The sequence below is a fragment of the Rhizobium sp. WSM409 genome (assembly GCF_057653825.1).
In genome coordinates this window covers 275,467-297,270 of the sequence record NZ_JBYGKP010000003.1, presented here as the reverse complement: position 1 = coordinate 297,270, position 21,804 = coordinate 275,467, and the positions used below count along the sequence as shown (strand labels likewise).

The 21,804-nt window shown below is 60.3% G+C and carries 16 protein-coding genes and 1 pseudogene; 3 read left to right on the top strand and 14 right to left on the bottom strand.

What is annotated here, in order from left to right:
• Positions 1 to 288: 288 nt before the first annotated feature.
• Positions 289 to 2,586, bottom strand: coding sequence for a PBP1A family penicillin-binding protein (locus AC25BC_RS29100; RefSeq protein ID WP_128438596.1), 2,298 nt, complete (start codon positions 2,584 to 2,586; stop codon positions 289 to 291).
• A gap of 324 nt (positions 2,587 to 2,910) precedes the next feature.
• Here AC25BC_RS29100 and AC25BC_RS29095 point away from each other — a divergent pair, with 324 nt between their 5' ends.
• A complete protein-coding gene (locus AC25BC_RS29095) occupies positions 2,911 to 4,905 on the top strand; it encodes an AI-2E family transporter (protein ID WP_206642368.1) in 1,995 nt (664 codons plus the stop codon).
• Between the two features lie 864 nt (positions 4,906 to 5,769).
• Here the strand turns inward: AC25BC_RS29095 and AC25BC_RS29090 are convergent.
• The 5 genes from AC25BC_RS29090 to AC25BC_RS29070 form a co-directional block, all read right to left on the bottom strand.
• On the bottom strand, positions 5,770 to 6,534 hold the full coding sequence (locus tag AC25BC_RS29090) for a metallophosphoesterase (RefSeq protein ID WP_128438594.1): 765 nt from the start codon (positions 6,532 to 6,534) through the stop codon (positions 5,770 to 5,772).
• Positions 6,534 to 6,869, bottom strand: coding sequence for a hypothetical protein (locus tag AC25BC_RS29085; protein ID WP_128438593.1), 336 nt, complete (start codon positions 6,867 to 6,869; stop codon positions 6,534 to 6,536). Before AC25BC_RS29085 ends, AC25BC_RS29090 begins: the two co-directional genes overlap by 1 nt.
• A complete protein-coding gene (locus AC25BC_RS29080) occupies positions 6,870 to 7,445 on the bottom strand; it encodes an alpha-ketoglutarate-dependent dioxygenase AlkB (RefSeq protein ID WP_003554114.1) in 576 nt (191 codons plus the stop codon).
• A gap of 150 nt (positions 7,446 to 7,595) precedes the next feature.
• Positions 7,596 to 8,045, bottom strand: coding sequence for a DUF2383 domain-containing protein (locus AC25BC_RS29075; protein WP_128438592.1), 450 nt, complete (start codon positions 8,043 to 8,045; stop codon positions 7,596 to 7,598).
• A 643-nt stretch (positions 8,046 to 8,688) separates the two neighbouring features.
• Entirely contained in the window at positions 8,689 to 8,850 is a 162-nt protein-coding gene (locus AC25BC_RS29070; RefSeq protein WP_164902990.1) for a hypothetical protein, read from the bottom strand.
• Positions 8,851 to 9,100: 250 nt separating this feature from the next.
• On the opposite strand from AC25BC_RS29070, the gene AC25BC_RS29065 reads away from it, so the two are divergent.
• Positions 9,101 to 10,987: a potassium transporter Kup gene (locus AC25BC_RS29065; RefSeq protein ID WP_432431573.1), complete on the top strand. Its 1,887-nt coding sequence runs from the start codon at positions 9,101 to 9,103 to the stop codon at positions 10,985 to 10,987.
• 425 nt (positions 10,988 to 11,412) lie between these two features.
• Here AC25BC_RS29065 and AC25BC_RS29060 read toward each other — a convergent pair.
• Positions 11,413 to 11,614: pseudogene (locus AC25BC_RS29060) on the bottom strand (LysR family transcriptional regulator); the annotation flags it as partial.
• Between the two features lie 68 nt (positions 11,615 to 11,682).
• Between AC25BC_RS29060 and AC25BC_RS29055 the strand changes: the two are divergent.
• Positions 11,683 to 12,180: a DUF995 domain-containing protein gene (locus AC25BC_RS29055; RefSeq protein WP_003554121.1), complete on the top strand. Its 498-nt coding sequence runs from the start codon at positions 11,683 to 11,685 to the stop codon at positions 12,178 to 12,180.
• Between the two features lie 110 nt (positions 12,181 to 12,290).
• Here the strand turns inward: AC25BC_RS29055 and AC25BC_RS29050 are convergent, their stop codons facing one another.
• From AC25BC_RS29050 to melA (AC25BC_RS29020), 7 genes are all read right to left on the bottom strand, one after another.
• Positions 12,291 to 12,512 (bottom strand): hypothetical protein, encoded by a 222-nt coding sequence (locus AC25BC_RS29050; RefSeq protein ID WP_128438589.1) that lies wholly within the window; start codon positions 12,510 to 12,512, stop codon positions 12,291 to 12,293.
• A gap of 254 nt (positions 12,513 to 12,766) precedes the next feature.
• The gene (gene melA, locus AC25BC_RS29045; protein ID WP_128407992.1) at positions 12,767 to 14,137 is read right to left on the bottom strand and encodes an alpha-glucosidase/alpha-galactosidase; all 1,371 of its coding nucleotides are present in this window, start codon (positions 14,135 to 14,137) and stop codon (positions 12,767 to 12,769) included.
• Between the two features lie 22 nt (positions 14,138 to 14,159).
• Positions 14,160 to 15,827, bottom strand: a complete 1,668-nt coding sequence (locus AC25BC_RS29040; protein ID WP_012763385.1) for an ABC transporter ATP-binding protein — start codon at positions 15,825 to 15,827, stop codon at positions 14,160 to 14,162.
• A 10-nt stretch (positions 15,828 to 15,837) separates the two neighbouring features.
• A complete protein-coding gene (locus AC25BC_RS29035; RefSeq protein ID WP_017996567.1) occupies positions 15,838 to 16,971 on the bottom strand; it encodes an ABC transporter permease in 1,134 nt (377 codons plus the stop codon).
• Between the two features lies 1 nt (position 16,972).
• Positions 16,973 to 17,980 carry an ABC transporter permease gene (locus AC25BC_RS29030; RefSeq protein ID WP_003554132.1) on the bottom strand — a complete coding sequence of 336 codons (1,008 nt, stop codon included), beginning with the start codon at positions 17,978 to 17,980 and terminating at the stop codon, positions 16,973 to 16,975.
• A gap of 118 nt (positions 17,981 to 18,098) precedes the next feature.
• Positions 18,099 to 20,186, bottom strand: coding sequence for an ABC transporter substrate-binding protein (locus tag AC25BC_RS29025; RefSeq protein WP_003554134.1), 2,088 nt, complete (start codon positions 20,184 to 20,186; stop codon positions 18,099 to 18,101).
• 124 nt (positions 20,187 to 20,310) lie between these two features.
• Positions 20,311 to 21,777: an alpha-glucosidase/alpha-galactosidase gene (melA, locus tag AC25BC_RS29020; protein WP_128438588.1), complete on the bottom strand. Its 1,467-nt coding sequence runs from the start codon at positions 21,775 to 21,777 to the stop codon at positions 20,311 to 20,313.
• Between the last annotated feature and the right edge of the window lie 27 nt (positions 21,778 to 21,804).

The following is a 21,804-nucleotide window of genomic DNA, read 5'->3' as shown; positions in this document are numbered from 1 at the left end:
GCGGCAGCGCGGAAATGCGGTGGCTCGGACCTCTCCATCGTGGTTCCTCTAAGCTTCTCACACAGAAGCTGCTCCAGCCGAAGGGCGACGTGGCGTCGGTCGACGCCGCTCGGGTGATATCGGTCAATCTCATGCTCGGTCATCGTCATTCCCCAGATCCATCCCATGTTGGGGCGGGACAGCTTTCAACCGCAAGCGGCCGAGTGTACCGCCGACAGGGTGATATTCGTGGAATCGGCCAACGACCTCGGCGTCCAGGAATCTTTCGAGGAAGCGCTTCGCTATGCATCACTTTTCGCAAAGCCGTCGGCCTCCGGAATATGGCTGGTAGGTACAATCGGACGGCCGAAAGGAGCGGTAGGCGCGCGAGCAGGCGGTGATGTTGCAGGACGGCGGCGCACCTTGACCATTGTTTGCGTCTTCCGTCGATTGCACTCCACTCAGCGCGGATTCGGCCGTCGCCTCGCGCATGAAGTCCCGCCAAACATGCGCTGGCAGGGTGCCGCCCGTCACGCCCTTCATCGGCGTGTCATCATCATTGCCAACCCAGACCCCAACGACCAGCGCTTGCGTGAAGCCGACGAACCAGGCATCACGGTTGTTCTGGCTCGTGCCGGTCTTGCCGGCCGCGAACGTGCCAGGATCCGCTCCACGTCCAGTACCGCGCTCGACCACCAACTGCAGGAGGCCGATGAGATCCGACTGGTAGGGCGAAAGATCGACATTCGGCTTTGCTTGTGAGCCAACTCGAAACGCCTTGGGCTGCCCTGCCGCTTGAAAGTCGATGATGCCCCAGGGCCTGACAGGTGCCCTGCCGAGTTGGACGGACGCATAGGCGCTGGTGAGGTTGAGCAGATTGACCTCGGACGTGCCAAGCGCCAGAGACGGTGTGTTGGGCAGCGGCGCATCGATGCCGAGTTCGCGCGCCGCGGCAATCACATTGTCCAGACCGACCTCTTCGGCAAGCGCCACCGACGCGGCATTGAGCGATCGCGCGAACGCCTCGGCAAGCGTTACCCAGCCGCGATAGTTGCCACCGGAATTTTCCGGTGCCCAGCCGTCGATGTCGATTGGCGCGTCAAGAACCCGGTCGGACAAGGTGAGCCCGGCCTTCAATGCCGCGTAATAGACGAATAGCTTGAAGGTGGAACCCGGCTGGCGCATCGCGGTGACGGCGCGGTTGAACTGACTCGCCTTGTAGTCGTGGCCGCCAACCATCGCGACGACCGCGCCGTCGGGCGTCATCGCGACCAAAGCGGCCTGCGATGCTCCGACCGTCTTTCCTTCACTGTCGAGGGCTCGTTTCACGACCTTTTCGGCGATTTGCTGCAACCGGGGCACCAGCGTTGTGCGCACCGCAGTCGAACCGGGCGAGGAGCCGGCGATTTCGCTTGCTTGGGGTGAGATCCAATCGGCAAACCAGCTTCCGGAGCGTGGCGTGGGCGTCGTGGGTTGCAGCCTGGCGAAGCTCGTCTTGGCCTCCTCCAATTGTGGCGTGGTGATCTTGCCATTGGCCGCCATCGCGTGGAGAACGACCATGCTGCGTTGCCGGGCGCCTTCGAAATTGTCGATGGGATTCCATTGGCTCGGCGCCCGCAGCAAGCCAGCCAGCATGGCCGACTCCGACAGGGTGAGGCCCCCAATATCCTTGTTGAAATAGATGCGCGCGGCGGCGGGCATTCCGGTGGCGCCGGCGCCAAGATAGACGCTGTTGAGATAGCGCGTCAGGATTTCCCGCTTGCCGAGCTTCCACTCCAGCCAGACCGCGATCACAACCTCCTGTACCTTGCGCTTTATTGTTCGATCACTGTCGAGGTATTGCAGCTTGATGAGTTGCTGGGTGATCGTGCTGCCCCCCTCCACCACCGAGCCAGCCTCCAGGTTGCGCAGAAGCGCCCTCCCGATGCCCATGGGATCGATGCCAAAATGATCCATGAATCGGCGATCCTCGATGGAAAGGACCGCATCGATCAGATTGGGCGGAAACTGGTCGTATCGGGCATAAGGCCCTTGGTAAGGCCCCTGCCTCACCAACGGCGCGCCGTCGGCGGTTTCCAGCACCACGATCGGCTTCAACGTTCCATCCCGGATTTCGCTCCAGGGCACGTCCTTGAGGGCCCACAACAGCACGCTGCATACGAGGAGGCAGACAAGCAAGGCCGACGCCATAGCGAATTTCCACCAGTTCGCCGGAAGCCATCGGCGTCGGCGACTTTCGCGCGGCTTGGAACCCCGATCGCGAATGCCGCGTCCGGCTTTGGCCAGAGCAGTCGTCATCCATTTGGCGGGAGCTGATATGGTTTCCAGACGCATCGACCGCCTTAGCTTCGTTGTCAAAAACGAAGCCATCGTCTTGGTCTTCGCCAAAGCAGAACTTGCCGCCAAATCGTGACGTAGCGCGCGTAATAGATTGCTCGCAGCCCGTCGAGTTTGCACGAAGGTTCCGTGGGGGAATTGCGGGTTGTCGCCTTGGGTGATTCCTGGCGGATCCGAGGCGTCCGCTTGCGTCGCTGAATCTGCTGGCTGAATGCGACCCGTGCTGGAGTTGCCAAGGCTTTCGCCGGAAGATTCGGGAGGATTTGGCATCGGTTACCGCTAAAAGGCCAACGTGGCTTGAACCTTATAGCCGGGCGATGCCGAGTGTTCTACCGTAAAAGGTCCCAATGGCTCGGAGCGGGATTGCACGAACGGTGCTGTGCCCATTGCCTGCGGCGGTAGAAGCGCACGCAACAGCACGAGTGGCTGAAAGGAACTGGCCCGCAGCAAGGTGCGATCAGCAACCCCTAACGACGCGGGGCTGTTTTTCGGAGCGTATGCCCTAAAGCCCGTCGAGGGAGGTCCGTCACACCATTGCCGAGGCCGATCTGCGCCCTAATTTCCAAAGTCTTGGCGAGAGCGACCGACACATCGATGTCTTCGAGCGACGCCAAGATCACGGAGGCGGAATTGGAAAATGACCTCGGTCCCCGCCGCGTCTATTCGACCTCGCCATCCGCCCCTTCACGCATGCCTGCCTTCGCGAGTGTACTCGCTGTTATTGCCATTCTGTATTTCGGCAAGGAAGTACTTCTTCCTCTAGCAATCGCAGTCCTGTTGACGTTCGCGTTGGCTCCCATCTCCTCTCGTCTTCGAAAACTTGGGATGCCGCGTATTCCGGCGGTAATCGTCACCGTCGTGATCGCTTTTCTTGTTCTCGTCCTGTTCGGGCTTGTCGTAGCGGGACACGTAGCCGAAGTCGCCCAGAACCTTCCTGCCTACCAAGGCAACATCATAGCAAAAATTCGGTCTCTCCAGGAAAGTGGAACGGATAGCGGTATTGTGCGGCGCCTGACATCCGTCGTTGAGAGCGTCGGTCGTGAGCTCAGCAACGCTGAGCAGCGCCCAGGTGCTCCAGGTACCGGATCAAGACCAAGGGAGCCCGTGCTCGTTGAGATATTCGCGCCTAGTAGACCAATTGAAACGCTTACTAGCCTGATTGGTCCTCTGCTCGGCCCCATCGCTTCATTGGGCTTGATCATCGTCGTCGTAATATTCATGCTTTTAGAGCGGGAAGAGCTTCGCGATCGCTTTATCCGGCTCGTTGGCTATGGCGATCTGCATCGCACAACAGAAGCCATCCAGGAGGCAGGTAGCCGCGTCGCGCGGTATCTTCTTATGCAGCTGGTGGTCAACTGCGCCTACGGTGTCCCATTGGCGCTCGGACTATGGGCGGTTGGCATTCCAAATCCAGCGCTCTGGGGGATGCTAGCCATCGTCCTTCGATTTGTCCCTTATATCGGGCCTGTAATCGCGACGGTTCTGCCGCTGTTCCTGGCCTTTGCAGTTGACCCTGGCTGGAGCCTTGTTCTCTGGGTTGGAGCCATCTTCCTTGTGCTGGAATTGACCAGCAACAACGTCATCGAGCCCTGGCTCTATGGTTCTCGTACCGGCCTCTCTCCGCTGGCAATCATCGTCGCGGCGATTTTTTGGGCATGGCTGTGGGGACCAGTCGGTCTTGTGCTGTCCACGCCGCTGACCGTGTGTCTCGCAGTGTTGGGCCGGTATGTCCCGCAGTTCGAGTTCCTTGAGGTCGTTTTTGGTAGTGACCCTGTGCTCGATCCCAAGGAGCGGCTATACCAGCGGCTTCTTGCCGGCGATCCCGATGAGGCGACCGATTACGCTGAGGAATTCCTCGAGGAGGACTATCTGGAGGATTACTATGGCAAGGTTGCCATTCCCGCCCTTCTACTCGCGGAGAAGGATAGGCGTCGAGGCGTCTTGACCGCGGAGCAGATGGAACAGGTGTTCGGGACCGCCATCACGCTGGTCTCGAATCTCGCGGAAATCGCGCAGGAAGAAGAGCAGGAAGAGGAAGAGGAAGAGGAAGAGGAACAGAAGGAAGCGGCAGGTCGACCCAGCCCCCCCAAGGAAGGGAATGGCGATGAAAGCGAACTACCTGACGGACGGGGCAAGACCGTCTTTTGCGTCGGAGGCAGGGGCCCGCTCGACGACGCGTCGGCTGCGATGCTTGCCCAGATACTTCAGGTACAGGGAGCCGAGGTGGTCGCAGCGAGGCATTCCGACATCCCTAATCGCCGCGCCATGAGCCTCGTTCCGAAACAATCGAACGCCATCGTAGTTTGTTTCCTCAATGAGGACTCGACAAGGCACGCCACCATACTTGTTCGTCGGTTCAAGCGCATATACCCAGCCATTCGCGTCGGCGCGGTCCTTTGGGTGGAAAACCAGAAGGAAAGGCAACCGCCCGCGCTTGGGGAGGCAGATTTCGTTGCCACAACCTTGACCTCGGCTGCCCGCGAGGCACTCGCCGATGCACCACCGTCATTGGTGACGACCGCGCGCAAGATTCGTACCCGGCGGTCCTCGAACAAGACAGGCATAGCCGCCGCGCGCTCCGGGATTTAGCGGCAAACGGTGTTCAGGGGCCGGTCAGAGCCATGGAGCATCACATGAATTGCACATTCGCGGGTTGGAGCCTTTTGCAGGGAGACGCTTGAAGAGGCAGCGACGCTACTTACCGCCAGTTGACCAGCGCGCTTGCCATTGTAGATGATTTAAAGGAGAGTCCTCGGCGTGGCCCTCGAGGCCTGAGCAGCCTGCCATGATCGGAGAACGCCGTGCCTCTGAAAAATATTTTGGCCGCAGCAGCAATCGTCTTCATGACACTCTCGGGATGCGCGACGAGTGGATCGGACAACACGACCTATGCACAGCCGCAGGGGATTGGCCCAGTTCGCGGCGATATTGGCGGTTACTAGCCCATCGACGCCACCGAGCTCCGCACTTTTCCCGGCAAAATCAGTTCATCGTTCATTCTGATTTTGATTGTCGCCCCTTTGACGTGGAGCTTCCTTCCGCGACCTGGGTGCCGTGATCGCTCTCCTGGCATGTCCAGGATCGCTCAGACCATCAGGTATCGGCTCGTCCCGCTGCGAAAAGATGGTGAGGTTCCTGCTCGCTCATGAGCCCGCAATCAACGGCGGCTCGCCCTGTCGAAGCGTCGTAGTGCCCGGCATGCTTGGCGACGGCGGATGATGCCGTTGGAGACAAAGAGCGGAATTCTTTACGGATGAGCCGTACTGGTCCGCTCATGTGGCATCCAGGATGACGGACTCCAAAGACGTTCAGGTCGAGCTCTCCTTCGGCGGCTCACGTATGCCATTTGGACCGTGTTTGCTCAGCGGCCCAGACGTCGGTTTCAGCGTCTCGAGTTGACCTCTCGATTGCTTGGCCGCATTGGAGACATCGACAGTCGACCTCCTACTCTTGTCAATTAGATGGGCGCCACTCGCCAACTCGGATGGCGCCGCTCTCGGTCAGCTCGGTGCATAGGAAGTGTGAAAGCTCATCGTGCCTGATTACGGCGGCGCTTAGCCGACCAGTCCGATACGCTCCGGTATCCAAAGCTATGCGATTCGAATAGACTTCAGGTCGAAGAGACTTTGTGATCGTGTGACCGTGTAAAACGACGTGATCATGAACATCAATGTGGTCTAGAAAACCCGCCCTGATCCACCGCAAGTCGTATTCGCTTTGATTTGCGAGCTGAACGCCGGGACGTATTCCAGCGTGAACAAAGCAGAAGCGCCCGATCTCCTTGAATGACAGCGCATTTTCCAGCAAGTCCACATGGTGTGGGAAAACGCTGCGGATATCTGCAGCGATATTCTCGAACGCAGGGATTGGCCGAGTGGAATACGCGCTCAATGTCGCGACGCCTCCCCAATCCATCCAGTTGACAGCGTCCTCATATGCGAGAGCACCACGAAGGAGCTCACGCAGGTAAAAATCATGGTTGCCAAGGATTAGTCGAGAACCCGGATAAAGGTTGAGTGTCGAACAGACCTGATCCAGGACCTTTGGACTGTGAGGGCCACGATCGATCAGATCGCCCAGGAACATCACGACCGGCTTCGTATCATGATCATTCGAGCCAGCGGCGATGTATTCAAGCATGGCCTCGAGAAGATCGGCGCGTCCATGGACGTCGGCAATGGCATAGACAATGGACGGCAAGCTCTCGGTGATGATCACTATTTTTTCCTGCAGGCGAACATGGTGCCTTCATAGTCCAGTCTTCCCCCGATTCGATATAGTGCCCGGATCACCGCATCAAACGCGGCTGCATCAGCCTCGAAAGCCGAGAGCTCGCGGCCAGGCGTCGACCTGCCCGAAAGAACGCTCATGGCGCCATAGCCTTCAGGCACATCGAATTTGCTGGCGATATGCTTATAGCCTTCAGTGCAAAGTTCATCGGCTACGACCAATCGGCACTCCCGCTTCTGGATAAAGACTACGAAGAGATTTGGATATTGCTTGACCTTGCTGTCGTATCGGTCGCCGTTTGTCGGCCGCCAACTCAACATCAATCAGTCTATTTCCCGGAATGTGATCGAATAGCGAAGTGTGTCGACCGGCGGAATGGAGTGCTCCCACTCGTTTCGGGCCGGCCCCGACAGGAGATATGCCGACCCGGGCTCTACCCTGAGCGAGAAGCGCTCCCACTTGGCGCCAGCCCGCCGTCTCAATCTGAAGGTGCATGCGGCCAAGAGCGACACACCGACAACCCGGCCAAATACCTTTTTGTCCCTATGCCATCCAATCGGGGCGCCTTGGGCATATTCGGTGACCAGCGCTTGCTGCAGCTGGTTGGCCTCGATCCCGGCAAAGCCGGCGGCGAGCGCACGGACGGGAAGAAGGATATCGGGGATATTCTCAGCCGGCGTCATCCGTTCCGTCTCGAAGTCGTACTTCCAGCCGAAGGAGACGACCCTTCTTTTCCCCTCGAAGCCGTGGAAATCGAAAGGCTTAAGCGGCAATGAAGAAACGTATTCGAGAAGGCGAGACTGTTCGAAGTCCGGAACAACGGCAGCGTCGTAGCGGAAGCCTTCAGGAAGCTCCTCTTCCGATGCGGCAAACAGGTCTCCTTGCTGCGATGGTTTCATGACAAACTTCGGCAATTCGTATAGAAAGGAGATTGAACTCGTGGAGCGCGGAGGAAATTCCCCGCGCCCTCATCTCAATATAGAGCCCACGGTGGTACATGGCGATGCTGGTCGTGGCACCGGTTTTCATCGCGCTGAAGCCTTGCAGTGTCACAACGCCTTCGCGGTCGTGTCCATCCAGGCACGATGCCGTTCCTCGTCCTGGTGCGCCTTCATGAAAAACGCTTTCGAGGCGGGGATGGCGTCTTCGTGACGTGATGCTCGCTGGTAGGCGGTCACGGTATCATCTTCATTCGTTTTCATTGCCTTGAGAATGGCGGCATCCCCCATCAGATCGGCGAGGGCGATCTTGCCGGTCGTCAGCATCTCCTTCATGTCGCCCCGCGTCGGTGCCTCGATCCCAAGCTCGCGCGCCATCTCGTTGAGTACTTCGAGATGCTGCAAGTGGTCCTGCTTGAAGCTGGTGATCTTTGTCGTGAACTGCTTGTCGTCGAGACGCTCGATGCAGGAATCATACGCGGCGATCGCATCATACTCGAGATAGATCAGATCCTTGACCAAACCCTTGATGTCGGATTCATTGCCTACCATCGTTACCATGTCGTCCTCCATTTGCTGTTGAGAAGGAGCAAACCCTCTGCGCGGACTGTTGTTCCTTTGACGCGATGGATGAGACGCGTTCTTGCCATGGCGGGAGGCTCGACCGAGCTTCACGCGATATCACGATGGAACGCCCCAGACGAAATGAGGGTGACCTTTGGGCCATCTAAGGCCGATCAAGTCGTTTATATCGATGCGCGCTTTCTTGAAGCCTTCTCCGTGGAGGGCGTCCCCAGAAGTCGACGTTTCCCAGCGGATCCGACCGCGCAGGCGAAGATCGTCTTTGGGCTGCAGACACAACGGCCAGGTCTGCGCTCCTACCTCGCCCGCATCGGCGATGATGTCGCGGAGCACTCGACTTTTATCTTTCCCTAGGAGAACCAATGGACGCCGTTGTTCGCGGGGTCGCGATCTACTTCACCCTGCTCATCATCCGCTTCTCTGGTCGCCGCTTGGTGCGGTGGCGGCGACGGTAGCGGTCGCGCTCGGTCTTGTCACTCTTGCAAATACCTACAGCCGAAACAGCCGTCGTCTATCGTCGCGCCAAACAGCGCGCACTGGAGTTCGTGAAAGACTGGAAGGGACGCGTCACTGAAGCCTCGCCTGCGCAGCGCAGCGTCGCCAAGCCAAGAAGGCGCGTATTTCATGGCACGGCGATCTTGGCGACGCATCCAGAGCTCCCTGGACGGCGGATATCGATCAAATCGAGGTGCCAGGCATGGGTGGGCTCCGCGAAGTTTGCTTCTTTTACCGGAAAAACCAGACACTGGTGGTTACCGACCTGATCCAAAACCTCGATGATCACCAGCAATCCTCAGGGACGCGGCTGTTCTCATCGCTTGTCGGCGCGCAGGAGAGAGCACCCGTCTCCTATCGCCTTCCACTGACACGGGATAACCTCCAGGGTCTGGATGCGCGCATCCCGCCGGCGTGTTAAGCGTTGGCCTGCCGACCAGTGCCATTCCGATATCGATCATCGTAGGGATGGAATTGAATCGCCGAGGCTCGCGAAGTGCCGGCAACCAAACAGGACATGACTTTTGACCTCCACCCAGATGCGATCCGAGGATCCGGAACTCGGAGAGGAAACCAGAGGCGGCCTACCTTCGCTCGTCCTCGCCGCGCTGGGCGTCGTCTATGGCGACATCGGGACGAGCCCGCTCTACGCGTTCAGGGAGGCTCTCCACGCCACGGGCGGGTCGGGAGCCCACCAAGAGAACGTCCTCGGCATCCTTTCATTGATCATCTGGGCTCTCACCATCGTCGTCACGCTGAAATACGTGACCTTCGTGCTGAAGGCGGATAACCGGGGCGAAGGCGGAACGCTGTCTTTGATGAGCCTCGCGCGGGAGAGCCTAAGAGGACGACCCAAATGGGTGCTTGTCCTCGGCGTGACGGGCGCGTCGCTGTTTCTCGGCGACGCCATCATCACGCCGGCGATTTCCGTTCTCTCGGCGGTCGAGGGCATTCAGGTGGTGGCGCCCGCTCTTGCGAACTGGGTGGTGCCGATCACGCTGACGATCATCGCCGCGCTGTTCTTCGTCCAGCGTTTCGGCACGGGTGGCGTGGCGGCCGTCTTCGGGCCGATAACGGCGCTGTGGTTCGTCGTCCTGGGCGTCAGCGGGGCGATCCACATCCTCGACGATCCATCGGTCCTCGGCGCGATCAACCCGGTCCACGCCGTTTGGTACGTCGCCAACAACATCGCTTCCGCCGTCGCGGTCTTCGGCGCGGTCTTCCTCGCGGTGACGGGCGCCGAGGCGCTTTATGTCGACCTTGGACACTTTGGCCGGCGGCCGATCGTCGTGGCGTGGTTCGCGCTCGTCTTCCCGAGCCTGCTCCTGAACTACTTCGGACAGGGAGCCTTCGTGCTCGCAAATCCCACGATGGCCGCCCATCCGTTCTTCAACATGCATCCAGAATGGGCCAGGATCCCCATGGTCTGCCTCGCGACGGCGGCGACGGTTATCGCCAGCCAGGCGGTGATATCGGGAGCATACTCGCTCGTGCGCCAGGCGATCCATCTCAACCTGCTTCCCCGCCTGCAGATCCTGCATACGTCCGAGACCCATTCGGGGCAGATCTACATGCCGCGGGTGAACACGCTGCTCTTCGTCTTCGTGGCGGCCCTGGTCCTGTTTTTCCGCAGTTCCAGCGGACTGTCGGCCGCCTATGGCATCGCCGTCACCGGCGAGATGCTGATCACCTCCGTACTGCTGTTCGTCGTCATGCGGCGGATCTGGAGTTGGAAACTGGCAACGACCCTCGCCGTCATCATCCCGATATCCCTGATCGACGCCGGTTTCCTCGCGGCCAACATCGCCAAGTTCGCCGACGGCGGCTGGGTCCCAGTGGCCGTCGCCGCCACCATGGCGCTCATCATGCAGACATGGACGGCAGGGCGACGGCTCCTCATCAGTCGCACCAAGGCCGACGAAATTCCGCTCGCGACGATCATCGACAACCTGGCCCGCAAGAAGCCACCCACGGTGCCAGGAACCGCGATCTTCCTGACCAGCGACGTCGAGGGCGCGCCGACGGCGCTCCTTCACAGTCTGAAGCACTACAAGGTGCTTCACGAGCGGAACGTCATCCTGAGCGTCGTCACCGCCACCACGCCGTTCGTTCCCGACACCGAGAAGATCTTTCTCGAAAGTTTCAATCCGCTGTTCAGCCGGATCGTCGTCACCTTCGGCTACATGGAGACGCCCAACATCCCGCGCGCGCTTGTCCTGGTGCGAAAGCTCGGCCTGAAATTCGACATCATGTCGACGTCGTTCTTCCTCTCTCGCCGGACGATCCTTCCATCGAGGAAGGGCGGCCTGCCGTTCTGGCAGGATCGGCTGTTCATCGCCCTTTCGCGCAACGCCAGCAACGCCACGGACTATTTCGGGCTGCCCACCGGGCGGGTGGTGGAACTCGGCCTGCAAACCACCATCTAGCCGGCCGCTTCCGAAACCAGGTCTTCGACGTCACGCCATGGGGAATGGTTGAAAGCGCTCGGCAACCAGGAATCTAGGCTTCGCGAAAACTCGCCACGCGACGCGTGTGGAATAGACGTCCATGAATGACAGCTCGATATTTATGGCGTGCACGTCGTGAACCAAATGCCGAACTTGCGACCGTCAGCCCTTCTTGTTCTTGAGATCGTGCCTGCCACGGCAGGCACGCCTCCTCCAAACAATGAGCATACCAGGCAAAGGCGCGTCCGCGCCGGCGCCAGTTCGCGCAGGGCTTGACCGGTTAAAAGGGCAGCCGCAGGAGGGTTAGCGGAGCGCCGCTCGGGAACGAGCGGAACCCGGGACCGACTGCCCCCGGCAAGCCGTTCTGCTTTGGGTGTACCCGTGGTGCCCCTCGCCTCGCCTCGCCTGCCCGGCCGCGCCAACGATCTCGCGATATCGACGATGTCGTCACGCGAGGCAGTCGGATCCTCCTTGTTCCAGGCGACGCCAGCCCAATCCGGAAATCGATGCCCCTCACCGCCTTCAGCTCGAAAAGGCCCGGTTCGGCAGTCCCTCGGTCCATTCCGGCGCAAAGCCGATGCCAAGGCCTGCCGAGACGCCGCTAACTCCGTTGGGCGAATTTACACGGGGGCAAAATGGGCGCAGTTTTCAATCACAAGCAAGGAGGATCAGCCGTGAAAAAGTTCGCTACTGCTGTTGTGATCTCAATGGCGTTGGTCTTTTCAGCGCCGGCTTTTGCGAAGAATGAAGGGAAATTGCCGAAGAGCGCGGTCGAATTGTCCGAGCAGGAAGTCAAGGATCTATACCTCGGCCATACCGTCAAGTACGACGTCGGCGACGGCTTGGTCTATTACACCTGGTTTGCCGATGGGACGCTCAAAGGCGTCAAAGTTGGCAAAAAGAAAGGTGAGTATGGCTATGCGGAAGGCACGTGGACAGGCACCGGCAACACCTTTTGCTTTACTTCGAATTGGAAAGACAAGAGTGGCGAGACCAAATTCGTCTACAGCCCGTGCAAGGGTTGGTGGCGGGTCGGCAAGCAGATTTGGACTAAGAACATTTCCGGCGATGACCAGTACGACGGAGACATCTACAACGGCGAAGTGAAAAAGATGTCAAAAGGTGACAAGGTCACGCCGATGTTCGACAAGGCCAAAGCCGCAGCGAAATGACAGAGAATGGTTCTCCTCGACGGCTTGGAGAATCTCCTGTCTCTATCGCGGCACTGTCCTTTGCAACTGCACCGGGGCAGATTTATCTGCGACGGCTGGGGCTCTAGGTCTCAATATTGTCGAGCATCGAATTCTTCAATCGTTTCGGGGTCCTGCTTATATTCCCATTGCACACCGTTCAGCCGGCGCCATATTTGTCCCGACGGGTTTCGGGAGGCGGCGTCGACGAGTCGCACCGGCAGGAGTGTCTCGTGCTTGTGCCAGAGTGTGACGTCTGTGACGTTGGCCTGCCTGGGCTTCCGGAACATGTTGAAAAGGAGTGCGAAGTCCATTGGCCGATTTTCTCCATGGACTCAACTATAGGGACATTTTAAGTACTTTCAAGTACCATAATTTGCAGAACCCGACGCGCGGATAATGTCGGCGCCACTGGCTTACGCTTCGGGCTCAAGACGTTGGGGAAAGTGCATTCTGGAATGCAGCAGAAGCCTGACAAACGAGTGACCCGTTAACGCCTGATCCCACGAAAAAGCCCCGCGGTTGTTGCGACCGCGGGGCTTCTTGACGCCTCACCCGGGAGAGGGGCTCAGGCGGCCTGTACCTTGCGGGCGGTGCGTGCCCATTCGGGCAGCCAGTCGCCGTGGGTGGCGAGCAGATCGTCGACCAGCGACCAGATCTGGTCGAGGTCGAGTTCGGCTGCCGTATGCGGGTCCATCATCGCGGCGTGATAGATATGCTCGCGGTTTTCCGTCATCAGCGCCTGCACCGTCAGTTCCTGCACGTTGATATTGGTGCGGATCAGCGCCGTCAGCTGCGGCGGCAGGTCGCCGATGAAGGTCGGCTGGATGCCGGAGGCATCGACGAGGCAGGGCACCTCGGCGGCGCAATTGGCGGGCAGCGAGGTGATGCAGCCATTGTTGCGGACATTGCCGTAGATCACCGAGGGCTCGCCGGTCCAGACCGAGTTGATGATCGAGGAGGCATATTCCTTCGACGGCTTGACCTCGATCTTGTCGGCCGAACGATAGGCCTCCGCCTGGCCTTTCCAGCGCTCGATCTGCTCGATGCAGCGTTTCGGATATTCATCGAGCGGAATGCCGAATTTCTCGATCAGGTCGTCGCGGCCCTCCTTGATGAAATAGGGCGTGTATTCGGCGAAATGCTCCGAGCTCTCGGTGACGAAATAGCCGAGCCGCGTCAGCATCTCGTAGCGCACCTTGTTCGGGCAGCGCGGGTTCCAGCCTGGCTTCGGCGCCCTGCCCTCGCGATAGGCGCGCACGAGATCGGGATAGAGGTCGCGGTAAGAACCGTCGGCCTGGCGATGCTCGAATTTGAGATAGAAGGCCATGTGGTTGATGCCGGCCGCCCGGTAACGGATTTCCTCGTAGGGAATATCGAGGTCGTGGGCCAGTTCCATCGCCGTGCCCTGCACCGAATGGCAAAGGCCGACTTGGCGAATAGTCGGATACTTCTCCGATATCGCCCAGGTGTTGATCGCCATCGGGTTGACATATTGCAACATGATCGCCTCGGGGCAGACGGCGAGCATGTCCTCGCAGACCTTCCAGAGATGCGGCACGGTGCGAAGCCCGCGCATGATGCCGCCGACGCCGAGCGTATCGGCGATCGTCTGGCGAAGGCCATATTTCTTCGGCACTTCGAAATCGGTGACCGTGCAGGGTTCATAGCCGCCGATCTGGAAGGCGACGACGACGAAATCGGCGCCCGAAAGCGCCTTGCGCTGGTCCGAATAGGTCTCGGCCTTCGCCTTGACGCCGAGCGTCGAGATCAGCTTGTTGACGACGATGGCGCTTTCTTCCAGCCGCTGCGGGTTGAGATCCATCAAGGCGATCGTCGCGCCTGACAGGGCCGGACGCTGCAGCACGTCACCGACGATGTTCTTCATGAAGACGGTGGAGCCAGCTCCGATGAAAGTGATTTTGGGATTTCTTGCCATTATAACCTCCGGCATTCGGCAATCATGCTACCTCGAAAGCGGCCTTGACGAGCCGTTCGGTGTAAGCGGTCTTGGGATGGGACAAAACTTCGTTGACGGGACCCTCTTCGACGATCTTGCCATGCTGCATGACGATGACGCGATGGCAGAGCGCGCGCACGACCTTGAGGTCGTGGGAGATGAAGAGGTAGCTCAGGCCACGTTCGTCCTGCAGCTTGCGCAAGAGTTCGATGATCTGCGCCTGGACGGAAAGGTCGAGCGCCGATGTCGGCTCGTCGAGCAGGATAAATTCCGGCTCCAGCGCAATGGCGCGGGCAATGGCGATGCGCTGGCGCTGGCCCCCGGAAAATTCGTGCGGGAAGCGCGACAGGATATTGCCGGGCATGCCGGCGGCGACAAGCGCTTCACGCACCCGATCCTGCCGTTCGGCCTTGGTCGCGCCCAGCCGGTTGACGACCAGCCCCTCCTCGATGATCTGGCCGATCGTCATGCGCGGATTGAGCGATGAGAACGGGTCCTGGAACACCACCTGCATGCGGGCGCGCAAGGGCCGCATCTCGGCCCGGGATAGGCCATGGATCGGCTGATTGTCGAAGCGGATCTCGCCGCTGTCGGGCGTGTTCAGTCGCAGGATCGCCTGGCCGAACGTCGTCTTGCCGGAACCGGATTCGCCCACCAGCCCCAGCGTCTCGTGACGGCGAAGCGTCAGGTCGAGGCTGTCGACGGCGACAAGCTCACGCATCGCCGGCTTGAGAAAGGTACCGTGACGCATCATGAAGGAGACCCGCACGCCCTTGGCATCGAGGATGACATCCGACCCTTCGGGCAGTGGATTGGCCTCGCCCCGCGGCTCGGAGGCAAGCAGATGTTTGGTATAGGCGTCCTGCGGGTTGGCAAACAGGGCTTCGGTGGTGTTGTGCTCGCGCACTTCGCCGTACTGCATCACATAGACGTAATCGGAAAACTGCCGCACCACGGTCAGGTCGTGGGTGATGAGGATGACGGCCATCCCCAGTTCCTTCTGCAGGTTGCGGATCAGGTTCAGGATCTGCGCCTGCACGGTGACGTCGAGCGCCGTCGTCGGCTCGTCGGCGATCAGCACGTCAGGATCGTTGGCAAGCGCCATGGCGATCATCACGCGCTGGCGCTGGCCGCCCGAAAGCTGATGCGGATATTGCATCAGCCGCGCGGCGGGATCGGGGATCTGCACATGTTCCAGCAGTTCGAGCGCCCGCTTTTGCGCATCCCGCTTGCTGATCCGGCGATGCACGCGGATCGCTTCGACGATCTGGCTGCCGATCGTATAGATCGGGTTCAGCGAGCTCATCGGTTCCTGGAAGATCATCGAAATGCGGTCGCCGCGCAGCTTGCGGCGCTCCCGCTCGGAAAATTTCAGGATGTTGCTGCCGTCATAGGCGACCGTCGATTTCTCGGAGACGACGGCGCGCTTCGACAACAGCCCCATCACTGTTCGCGCCGTCACCGATTTGCCGGAACCGGATTCGCCGACGATCGCGATCGTCTCGCCGCGATAGAGCTGGAAGGAGACGTCCTTGACGGCTTCGACCATGCCGTCTTCGACCTTGAAATTCACCGCCACGTTGCGGGCGTCGATAACAGGCGTGTCCGAGCGGCCATCATGATCGTGGCGGACGGGCGGGGCGAAGGAATTGACCAGTGCGAGAGCCATATCAATCACCTCAATAAGGATCGACCGCGTCGCGCAATCCGTCGCCGAGCGCGTTGAACGCGAAGACGGTGACGAGCACGAAGCCGACGGGAGCGAGAATCCAGGGATAGGAGCCGATGACCGAATAGGTCGCCGTATCCTGCAGCATCAGCCCCCAGGAGATCAGCGGCGGCTTGACGGCGAAACCGAGGAAACCGAGGAAGGATTCCAACAGCACGACGCTCGGTATATGCAGCGTCACCGCGACGATGACGTGGCTCATCACATTCGGGAAGATGTGCTGCATGATGATGCGCGTGTCGGTGGCGCCAACGGCCATGGCCGCCCTGACATAATCGATGCGGGCGAGTGCCAAGGTCTTGCCACGCACCTCGCGCGACATCTGCGCCCAGCCGAGCGCCGACATGACGACGATGACGAAGGCAAGGAAGACATTGGTCGGCGCCGTCACCGGGATCAACGAGGTCAGCGCCAGATAGAGCGGCAATTGCGGGAAGGCGAGCACCAGGTCGACGAAACGCTGCAGCCAGACGTCGAAGGTCCCGCCGAAGTAACCCGACACCATGCCGACGGTCGTGCCGATGATGGTGACGATGAAGACAACGGTCAGGGCAATCGTCAGCGAAATGCGCGAGCCGATGATGGCGCGCGACAGCACGTCGCGGCCGAACTTGTCGGTGCCGAGGAAATGCACCGGCTGGCCGTCGGTCGAGCCGAAGAAGTGCCGGCTGGCCGGGATCAGGCCGAAAAGCCGGTATTCGGCGCCCTTGACGAAGAAGCTGAGCAGCCGCGGATTGTCGTAGTCGATGCCGACGATCGGCTGGAAGGTGACCGGATCGAGCTCTTCGGAATCCGACAGCGCGTAGACGCGCGGCTGGAAGACGAAATTGCCGTCCTTGTCGTGGAAGCTCATCACCTGTGGCGGCGCGAAGCCGACATCGGTCGCCTTCGGATCCATCGGCGCGAAGAAATCGGCAAAGATCGCCATGAGGATCAAGAGCACGACGAGCACAAGCCCGGCCATGCCGGTCCAGGAGCGCCTCAACCGACGCCAGACAAGGGCGATATAGCTTTCATGCCCACGCGATGGCTTGGTCACGATGTCGGTTGTCGGTGGCGTCGCGGAAGAGTCGAAAGCAAGCATCTCAGGCTCCTCCATATTGGCGGACACGCGGATCGAGAAGCGCGAGCAGCATGTCGGCGATGATATTGCCGATGATCAGGGTGGCCGACAGCACCATCATGAAGGTGGCGGTGACATAGACGTCGCCGACCGCCATCGAGCCGACGATGGCCGGACCGACGGTCGGCAATGCGAAGATGATGGCGGTTTCGATCTCGCCGGTCAGCATGTAAGGCAGCACGACGCCCTGGTACATCACCAGCGGGTGCAGCGCGTTCGGCACCGCATGGCGCATCACCACGGCTGCGCCGGAAAGCCCCTTGGCCTTGGCCGTCTCGACATATTGGGCGTTCAGCGTATCGAGCAGATTACCGCGCATCACCCGCATATTGTAGGCGAGCCCGCCGAAGGTGGCGATCGCCACGACCGGCCAGACGTGGTGGACGAGATCGACGAATTTCGCCCAGGACCATGGCGCGCCGCCATATTGCGGCGAAAAGAAGCTACCGATCTCGGAAACATTGAGCTGGAAGACCAGGAGATAGACGATGATCAGCGCCATCAAGAAGCGCGGCACCGTCATGCCGAGGAAGGAAATCCCAGATAGCAGGCTGTCGATCCAGCTGTACTGTCGGGTCGCCGCCCAGATGCCAAAACCGATGCCGAGCACCGAGGCGAAGATGTGGCAGACGAGCGCCAGGAGTAGGGTCCTCGGCAGGCGTTCGCCAACGACATCGGCGACCGGCTTGTTATAGAACATGCTGTATCCGAAATCGCCGCGCGTCACGATGCCGCCGATCCAGTTGACGTATTGGACGACCAGCGGCTTATCGAGGCCGTGTTCGACGCGGTAAGCCTGCGCCTGCTCTTCGGCCTGCGCATAGGACGCGCCGCCCTGGTTGATCAGCTGGGAGCGGATGTAGTCGGCGTAGTCGCCAGGCGGGGCCTGGATGATCGCGAAAGTCACCACGCTCAGAATGAAGAGAACGGGGATCGCGGAGGCTATGCGCACGAGCAGGAATCGTAACATTAGACGGTTCGCTTCTCCTTGCCGCCAGTCGCTCCTCGTCAGCGCGGCCGGCTTGTTGGTCTTGCCCGGCCGCGCGCTGCACGCGCGGCCGGAAGCTCACTTCAGCTGGGAGGGAGCTCTAGTTTATGGGACCCTTGTCGCCGGGCTTGCCAGGCAGCTGTTCGGGGAACAGCTCGTATTTGCCCTGCTTGTCGGCGGCCACCCACAGGCGTTCGCGGATAACCGAATCTTCAGCCCAGTTGAACATCATGATCGGCGTACCCTGGGGCACGTTAGAGAACCGCTTGTTGACGATCAGGGCGCCCGGATATTCCGTCAGGCCAACGGTGTTGACGTGCTCCGTCGAGATCTTCTGATACTGCTTCATCAGATCGACGCGCTCGTCGTTGCTTTGGCTCGTCCTGAACTTGTTGACGACATCGACAAGCTCCTTCTCGAACGGCATCAGATCAAGCTGATCATCCTTGCCGGCGCGATGGTGCCAGCTGGTGCGCGGACCGACAGGGGCAAGCTGTTCGGTGTTCTGCACCACCGACGACAGTTCCGTCGTGTTGCGCTGGATCAGCCAGTCGAAGCGGCCGGCATAGTGGGCGTCGTCACGCTTGGCGCCGTCGAGCGCGTTGATGACGATCTTCAGACCAAGCTTCTCCATCTGGCCGACGACACCTTCGGCGAGGCTCTTGTCGGTCGTGTACTGATTGTTGATCAGCATGACGATTTCGACATCCTTGCCGCCGAGCGTCCCGGCCGGGAAGTTCACGACGCCGTTGCCGTCGGTGTCCTTGAGGCCGGCCTTGGCGAGTTCCTCCTTGGCGCCCTTAAGATCGAAGGGATAGTAGACGGTCGAGTTGCGGTCGTAGAAGCTGGTGCCCGAGGAGAGCCCGCCGGGATAGATCGCGGTGAACGGCCCCTTGACCAGCGAGTCGCCGATCGCCTTGCGGTCGAGCGCCATGGTGACGGCCTTGCGGAAATCTTCGTTGCGGTTGAGCTCGCGGATCGCCTCACCGCGCTCGTCCGGGTTGCCCCAGCCGTTGGCGGAGAAGTTCATGCGAAGATTGTAGCCGATCAGGCGCGGGCCGAAGGCAAGACGGGCGGGTGCGGTCTTTTCCGCGGCACGCTTCAGCGAGGCAACGAAATTCTCGGGCTGCTCGAGGTTGGAGAAATCGGCGGATCCCGCCACGGCCTGAACGTCGCGGTCGGCCCAGGTCGAGAGCTTGTAGTGCAGCTCATTCAGATAGGGCAACTGATCGCCCTTCTCGTCCACCTTCCAGTAGTAAGGGTTGCGGCGCATGACGATGATATCGTCGGAGCGATATTCCACCGGCACCCAGGCGCCCATGACCGGCATGTTCATGAACTCCGGCGGGAAAGCGTTCTTGAACTGGTCGTAGGTGTTCTTCGAATATTTCGGATGCTTCGGCTTCAAGATATGCGACGGACCCGGGCAGAAGTTCGGGTAGGACATCGTATAGAGATATTGCTTCGGGAACGCCTCCTTGAAGGTCCATTCGACGGTGTAATCGTCGACCTTCTTCAGCGTCGTTCCCACACCGAAAGCTTCCGGCGAGGCGCCGCCGCCGAGTGGCGAGACGTTCGGGTCGACGACTTCGTCGTCCCAGTAGAACATGATGTCGTCGGCGTTGAACGGCGCGCCGTCGGACCATTTGGCGCCTTCGACCAGGTGCATGGTCAGCTTATGGCCGTCTTGCGACCAATCCCAGCTCTTGGCGAGGTTCGGCAGCGGCTCGGTGTCGGAGGCCTGCACCTGGAACAGCGGCGCGGTGCGCGTCAGGCATTCGGAGAGACCGATATCGATGCCGCCCCAGCCCTGCGTCTGGCCGGCGCCATAGTTCCAGCCTTCAGGCCGGCCGCCAATGACGTGACGCATCGTATCGCCGTAGACGCCGATGCCGTCGGGCATATTGCCTGTCTTGAAGACCATCGGCTCCTTCGGCAGGCGATCCTTGACCGGCGGCAGCTTGCCGGTGGCGACGAAATTCTTCGTGACCCAGTCGGGCTCGTGATATTCGGGCAGCGCCTTGAACTCCAGAATGGAGTCGCGCGCCACATAGTTGATCTTGCCTTCGGCCGGAAAGTCCGCCGGCGCCGGCGGAACGGTTGCCTCGGAGGCATATGCATTCAGCGCCGCGGCTGAGACGCTGAGCGCCAGTCCGGCCAGAATGCCTGCGTTACGGAAATTCATCATCGTTTCTCCCTCTTGTTCCGGAGCACGGCTCACGCGGCTCCTTTTTCCTCGAACGACATGAAAGCGGGCCTGACGTCATGGATTTCCCTCCCGGAAACCCATGACGACCCATCTTTCACGAAAATCAGACGGCCTGTTTCAGCGCCGCCTTTTCCGCGCGCAGCTCCTCGATCGAGCGGACGTTGCGGCGTGCGGCCCCCGCCCAGTCGCGGGTCTGCACCTTCGATTTCGACAGCCGCTCCTTGGCGGCCGGCACGGCATGCGCATATTGCGGCAGCCAGCGCGCCTGGGCAACGACCATCTCGTCGACCATCTGCCAGACCTCTTCGGGCGTCGAGACGGCGCCGACCAGCGGGTCGTGCAGCACGGCAAGCTTCAGGAGGTCGATGTCGCCCGATATCGCCGCGTGCACCGACATGCGCTGGACGTTGATCGAGGCGATGCAGGTGGCCGCGCAGGCTTCCGGCAGGGTGACGCCGGAGACCATGTTGATGCCGAAGCGATCGACGAAGCCCGGCGATTCGATGATCGCATCGGACGGCAGGTTGGTGATGACGCCATTGTTCTTGACGTTGAAATGGCCGCGATAGACCCGGTTCGTCTCCAGCGCCTCGAGGATATGGCTGGCATGTTCGTTCGAGCGCTTGGCGGGATCGATCGGCTTTGCGGCGGATTCCAAAAATTGCGGATATTCCGTCTCGAACCAGTTGCGCGTTTCAGTGGAATGGCGGAGATAGCCGCCGGTCTCGCCGTGGATCCAGTCGGACATGTCGATCCAGCGGGTGATTTCGTCCGGCCGCTTGCGATACCAGGGCAGGTATTCCGAGAGATGGCCGTTGCTTTCCGTGGAATAGACGCCGAAACGCTTCAGCACGTCGATGCGCAATTTCTCCTGCTGCGAATAGACCGGATGCGCCTCGAAGGCGGCGATGAGCTCGTCCTTGCCGATCCTGCGGCCGTTGAGGCGCAGGTCGATGAACCAGGTTTGGTGGTTGATGCCGGAGCAAATATAGTCGAGCTCGCTCAGCGACTTGGCGCCGAGCACCTCGGCGATCTGTTCGGCGCCATGCTGGACGCCGTGGCAGAGGCCGACGGTGTCAACCTTGCCATATTCGATCGCCGCCCAGGTGTTCATCGCCATCGGGTTGGCATAGTTCAGGAATTTCGCGCCGGGCTCGGCGACTTCGCGGATATCCTTGCAGAAGTCGAGGATGACCGGGATGTTGCGCTGGCCATAGAGGATGCCGCCGGCACAGATCGTATCGCCGACACACTGGTCGATGCCGTATTTCAGCGGAATTCCGATATCGTCGGCATAGGCCTCGAGCCCACCGACCCGGACGCAGCTGATGATGTAACGCGCGCCTTCCAGCGCCTGGCGCCGGTTGGTGGTCGCCGTCACCTTCGTCGGCAGCCCGTTCGCCTCGACGACGCGGTCGAGGATCGCCTTGATCATTTCGAGATTGTGTTCGCTGAGATCCGTCAGCGCGAATTCGACGTCGCGAAACTCGGGAACGCACAATATATCGGTAAACAGCTTCTTGGTGAAACCGACGCTGCCCGCACCGATGATAGCGATTTTGAAACTCATGATCTTCACCTCGACCCAATCGAATGC

Bases quoted from the DNA above. Each gene is read 5' to 3' on its own strand.
- AC25BC_RS29080 (WP_003554114.1), bottom strand. From the start codon at position 7,445: ATGAAACCATCGCAGCAAGGAGACCTGTTTGCCGCATCGGAAGAGGAG.
- AC25BC_RS29075 (WP_128438592.1), bottom strand. From the start codon at position 8,045: ATGGTAACGATGGTAGGCAATGAATCCGACATCAAGGGTTTGGTCAAG.
- melA (WP_128407992.1), bottom strand. From the start codon at position 14,137: ATGGCAAGAAATCCCAAAATCACTTTCATCGGAGCTGGCTCCACCGTC.
- AC25BC_RS29025 (WP_003554134.1), bottom strand. From the start codon at position 20,186: ATGATGAATTTCCGTAACGCAGGCATTCTGGCCGGACTGGCGCTCAGC.
- AC25BC_RS29095 (WP_206642368.1), top strand. From the start codon at position 2,911: ATGTCTTCGAGCGACGCCAAGATCACGGAGGCGGAATTGGAAAATGAC.
- melA (WP_128438588.1), bottom strand. From the start codon at position 21,777: ATGAGTTTCAAAATCGCTATCATCGGTGCGGGCAGCGTCGGTTTCACC.
- AC25BC_RS29035 (WP_017996567.1), bottom strand. From the start codon at position 16,971: ATGCTTGCTTTCGACTCTTCCGCGACGCCACCGACAACCGACATCGTG.
- AC25BC_RS29050 (WP_128438589.1), bottom strand. From the start codon at position 12,512: ATGGACTTCGCACTCCTTTTCAACATGTTCCGGAAGCCCAGGCAGGCC.
- AC25BC_RS29040 (WP_012763385.1), bottom strand. From the start codon at position 15,827: ATGGCTCTCGCACTGGTCAATTCCTTCGCCCCGCCCGTCCGCCACGAT.
- AC25BC_RS29030 (WP_003554132.1), bottom strand. From the start codon at position 17,980: ATGTTACGATTCCTGCTCGTGCGCATAGCCTCCGCGATCCCCGTTCTC.
- AC25BC_RS29100 (WP_128438596.1), bottom strand. From the start codon at position 2,586: ATGCCAAATCCTCCCGAATCTTCCGGCGAAAGCCTTGGCAACTCCAGC.
- AC25BC_RS29065 (WP_432431573.1), top strand. From the start codon at position 9,101: ATGCGATCCGAGGATCCGGAACTCGGAGAGGAAACCAGAGGCGGCCTA.